Source organism: Candidatus Dormiibacterota bacterium, from assembly GCA_036495095.1.
Classification (GTDB): domain Bacteria; phylum Chloroflexota; class Dormibacteria; order Aeolococcales; family Aeolococcaceae; genus CF-96.
Genome location: DASXNK010000193.1, coordinates 1 through 3728, shown reverse-complemented (window position 1 = coordinate 3728; position 3728 = coordinate 1). Strand labels below are relative to the sequence as shown.

Annotated in this window: 5 protein-coding genes; all 5 read right to left on the bottom strand. The window is 73.0% G+C overall.

Going from position 1 to position 3728, the window contains the following annotated elements; genetic code table 11:
* On the bottom strand, positions 1-745 hold a 745-nt coding region (locus VGL20_19105; protein ID HEY2705795.1), incomplete at its 3' end, for a glycosyltransferase family 1 protein.
* A complete protein-coding gene (rfbD, locus tag VGL20_19100; protein ID HEY2705794.1) occupies positions 742-1596 on the bottom strand; it encodes a dTDP-4-dehydrorhamnose reductase in 855 nt (284 codons plus the stop codon). The genes VGL20_19105 and rfbD, both read right to left, overlap by 4 nt.
* Complete coding sequence (gene rfbB / locus VGL20_19095; GenBank protein ID HEY2705793.1) at positions 1596-2606, bottom strand: dTDP-glucose 4,6-dehydratase; 1011 nt, start codon at positions 2604-2606, stop codon at positions 1596-1598. The genes rfbD and rfbB overlap by 1 nt, the downstream gene beginning before the upstream one ends.
* Entirely contained in the window at positions 2606-3184 is a 579-nt protein-coding gene (locus tag VGL20_19090; GenBank protein ID HEY2705792.1) for a dTDP-4-dehydrorhamnose 3,5-epimerase family protein, read from the bottom strand. Before VGL20_19090 ends, rfbB begins: the two co-directional genes overlap by 1 nt.
* Positions 3184-3728, bottom strand: a 545-nt coding sequence (locus VGL20_19085) for a sugar phosphate nucleotidyltransferase (GenBank protein HEY2705791.1), incomplete at its 5' end; no start/stop codon positions are given. The genes VGL20_19090 and VGL20_19085, both read right to left, overlap by 1 nt.

Below are 3728 nucleotides of genomic sequence, written 5' to 3'. Positions count from 1 at the left end.
CCGACGGGTTGGGATGGCGGGCGGCGTGGAGGACCAGGCGGAGGCTGGGCACCTCCTCGGCGGCCAGGGCCACGCCGCGCACCAGGGTGAGCGGGTCGAACCAGTTGTAGAGACCCCCGCCCCAGAGCACCACGACGTCGTCCGCGCCGATGCCCGGGATCACCCCGCGCATCGCCGCCGCGCGGTGCCGCGGCCGCTCCTCGGGGATCCCGAACGGGACCACGTCGAGCAGCCGGCGCAGGGTCGGGTCGGCGTCGTAGGTGTGCGGGTTGATGCGGCCGAGCGCGGTCAGCGCTCCCAGCCAGTAGTCGCGCTGGCGCTCGCTGGCGCAGAGGAAGTGGTCGCCGTCGCGGATCTGCTCGACCAGCACCTCGATCTGGCTGTCCTGCAGCGCGGTCCGCTCCGCCTGGGGCGCATCGGCCATCGCCACCAGCGTCTCCAGGGGGAAGGGGTCGTAGAGGTCGACCACCAGCGCCGCCGGCCCGCCGCGGAGGAAGGGGAAGGTCTGGAGCACCCAGCCCTGCGAGAGGATGACGTCGTGGGTGGCGGCGAGCCGGCGCAGCCCGGCCTCGTCGTGGCCGCACACCGCGAGCCGAGGGTCGTCGACCACCGGGACGCCCGGGGCGCTCAGGGTGACCTCGTGACCGGCGCCGGCGAGCTGGCGGGCGAGCTCGAGGTTGCGGATGCCGGGCCCGGCCATGCGCGGCTGGACGAGGTCGTTGGAGACCACCAGCACCCGGCTCATGGCGCCGGGGCGCAGCGTGCCGCCAGGTAGGCGCGCACCCCCTCCCGCCAGGGCGGCAGCGGGGCTTCGCCGAGCAGCCGCCAGGCGCGGTTGTCGAGCACGGCGCGGGCGGGCCGCCGCGCCGGCAGGGGGAACTCCTCACCGCCCACGGGCACGACCACGGCGGCCAGGCCGGCCTCCTCGACCACCGCCGCCGCGAGCTCGTGGCGGCTCGCCTCACCGGCGCCGGTGAGGTGGTAGGTGCCGGGGACGCCGAGCTCCAGCAGGCGGAGCAGCGCCGGGGCGAGGTGTCCCGTCCAGGTGGGTGAGCCGTGCTGGTCGGCCACCACCCGCAGCTCCGGACGCGAGCCGCCCAGGCGCAGCATGGTGAGCACGAAGTTGGGGCCGTCGCTGCCGAAGAGCCACGCGGTGCGCACGATCTGGTGCTGGTCGCAGAGCGCCCGCACCTCCTCCTCGCCGGCGAGCTTGCTCGCCCCGTAGACGGAGAGGGGGCGGGTCGGGGCCCACTCGTCGAGCGGCGCCCTCCCCTCGCCGTCGAAGACGAAGTCGGTGCTGATGTGGCAGAGGCGCACCCCCGCGGCCCGGCAGGCGGCGGCGAGCAGGCGGGGCCCGATCGCGTTGACCCGGTAGGCGGCGTCGGGGGACGACTCGGCGCCGTCGACGTCGGTCCAGGCGGCGCAGTTCACCACCGCGTCGGGGCGGACCTCCTCGACCAGCCGCCGCGCCGCGCCCGGCTCGGCGACGTCGCAGCGGCGCCGCTCCAGCGCCACCGCCTCGTGCCCGGTGGCGGTGACGACCTCGATCAGCTCGCGGCCGAGCTGCCCACCCGCCCCGGTGATCGCGATGCGCATCAGCGCGCCGGGGCGGCGGGGTGGTAGTTGCGCCGGTAGAAGTCCCAGAACTCGCCCGACTTCAGCGGCCGCCACCAGTCGGGGTTCTCGACGTACCACCGCACCGTGCTCCGCATCCCCTCCTCGAAGGAGATCCGCGGCCGCCACCCCAGGGTGCGCAGCCGGCCGCTGTCGAGGGCGTAGCGGCGGTCGTGCCCGGGACGGTCGCGGACGAACTGCTTGAGGGTGGCGGGCAGCTCGAGCAGCCGCAGCACGGTGTCGGCCACGGTGATGCCGTCGGTCTCGGTCTCGCCGCCGACGTTGTAGTCGAGCCCGGGCTCGCCGTGCCGGAGCGCGGTGTCGATGCCGCGGCAGTGGTCCTCGACGTGCAGGTAGTCGCGCACCGCCGAGCCGTCGCCGTAGATCGGCAGCGGGCGCTCCTCGATGGCGTTGGTGATGAACAGCGGGACGATCTTCTCCGGGTACTGGTTGTGCCCGTAGGTGTTGCAGCCGCGGGTCACCACCACCGGCATCCCGTGGGAGGCGCGGTAGGCACCGATCAGCAGCTCCGCGGCCGCCTTGCTCGCCGAGTACGGGCTGCGCGGCCGCATCGGGTCGTCCTCGCGGCTGCGCCCCTCGGGCACGTCCCCGTAGACCTCGTCGGTGCTCACCTGGAGGAAGCGGGAGTGGCCGGCGGCGCGCGCCGCCTCGAGCAGCACGTAGGTGCCGTAGACGTCGGTCTGGATGAACTGGCCGCCGGCCTCCAGCGAGCGGTCGACGTGCGACTCGGCGGCGAAGTTGACGATCACGTCGGTGCTCGCGGCGAGCCCGGTCACCAGCGCCTCGTCGGCGATGTCGCCCTGGACGAAGGCGAAGCGCGGGTCGGCGCGCACCGTGTCGAGGTTGCGCGGATTGCCCGCGTAGGTGAGCTTGTCGAGCACGGTGACCCGGTCGTCGGGGTGCTCGCGGAGGGTCATGCGCACGAACTCGCTCCCGATGAAGCCCGCGCCGCCGGTGATCAGGAGGTGCATCAGATGTTCTGGATGGTCCAGTCGAAGCCGATCCGCTCGTCGTCCCAGGCGATCCGCCCCTCGTCGGGATCGGCGGGGTCGTAGGGCTCGGTCACGTAGTAGGTGAGGACCACGTCGCGGAGGTCGACGGCCTGGTATCCATGGGCCACGAGGGGGGGGATGGCCACCATCCGCGGCGCGTTCTCGCCGAGCATGATCGCCTGCACCCTGCCCTCGGTGGGCGACCCCTCGCGGAGGTCGACCAGCACCACCCGCGCGTTGCCGGCCACGATGTCCCAGTAGTCCCACTGCCTCTCGTGCCAGTGGAACGCCTTGATCAGCTCCGGCGGGTTGCCGCCGCGGGCGTAGGCGAGGCTGCGCGACATCTGGGCGAACTCGCCCGGCGGCGAGAACGGCCGCCCCCTGTCGTCGAGGTCGCCCCGCTTGAGCTGCTCGATGAAGAAGCCGCGCTGGTCGGCGTGCTTGACGTAGGTCTTCACCATGACCCCGTCGATCACCCCCATCCGCGCCGAGGCGGGAGTGGCGCGCATCCGTTCGAGGGTGCGCTCCATGGCGGCGGGCAGCGGCTTCCACGGCATCAGAGCAGCTCCACCCGGGAGTGGTCGCCGAGCATCAGCTTGATCGCCCGCGGCCGCAGCGGCGAGCTGCACACCACGCACTCCTTGCCGATCAGCGAGCTCTCGATCTTCGCGGCGACGTCCTCGATGCGGGTGCTCTCGAGCACGATGCTGTGCTCGATCTCGGCGTTGCGGATGGAGCAGCCGTCGTGGATGGAGGTGAAGGGCCCCACGTAGGCGTTGCTGATCACCGTGCCCCGCCCGATGATCGCCGGGCCGCGCACCAGGCAGTTCTGGAGACGCGCGCCCGCCTCCACCACCACCCTGCCGTCGACCCGTGCGTCCTCGCCGACCTCGCCGTCGATGCGCGGGGTCAGGGCGTCGAGCATGATCCGGTTGGCCTCGAGGATGTCGTCGAGCCGGCCGGTGTCCTTCCACCAGCCCTCGATCACCTGAGCGGTGACGCTGCGGCTGCCGTCGGAGATCATCCGCTGGATCGCGTCGGTGATCTCCAGCTCGCCGCGGGCGCTGGGCTCGATCGAGTCGATGGCCTCGAAGATCGAGG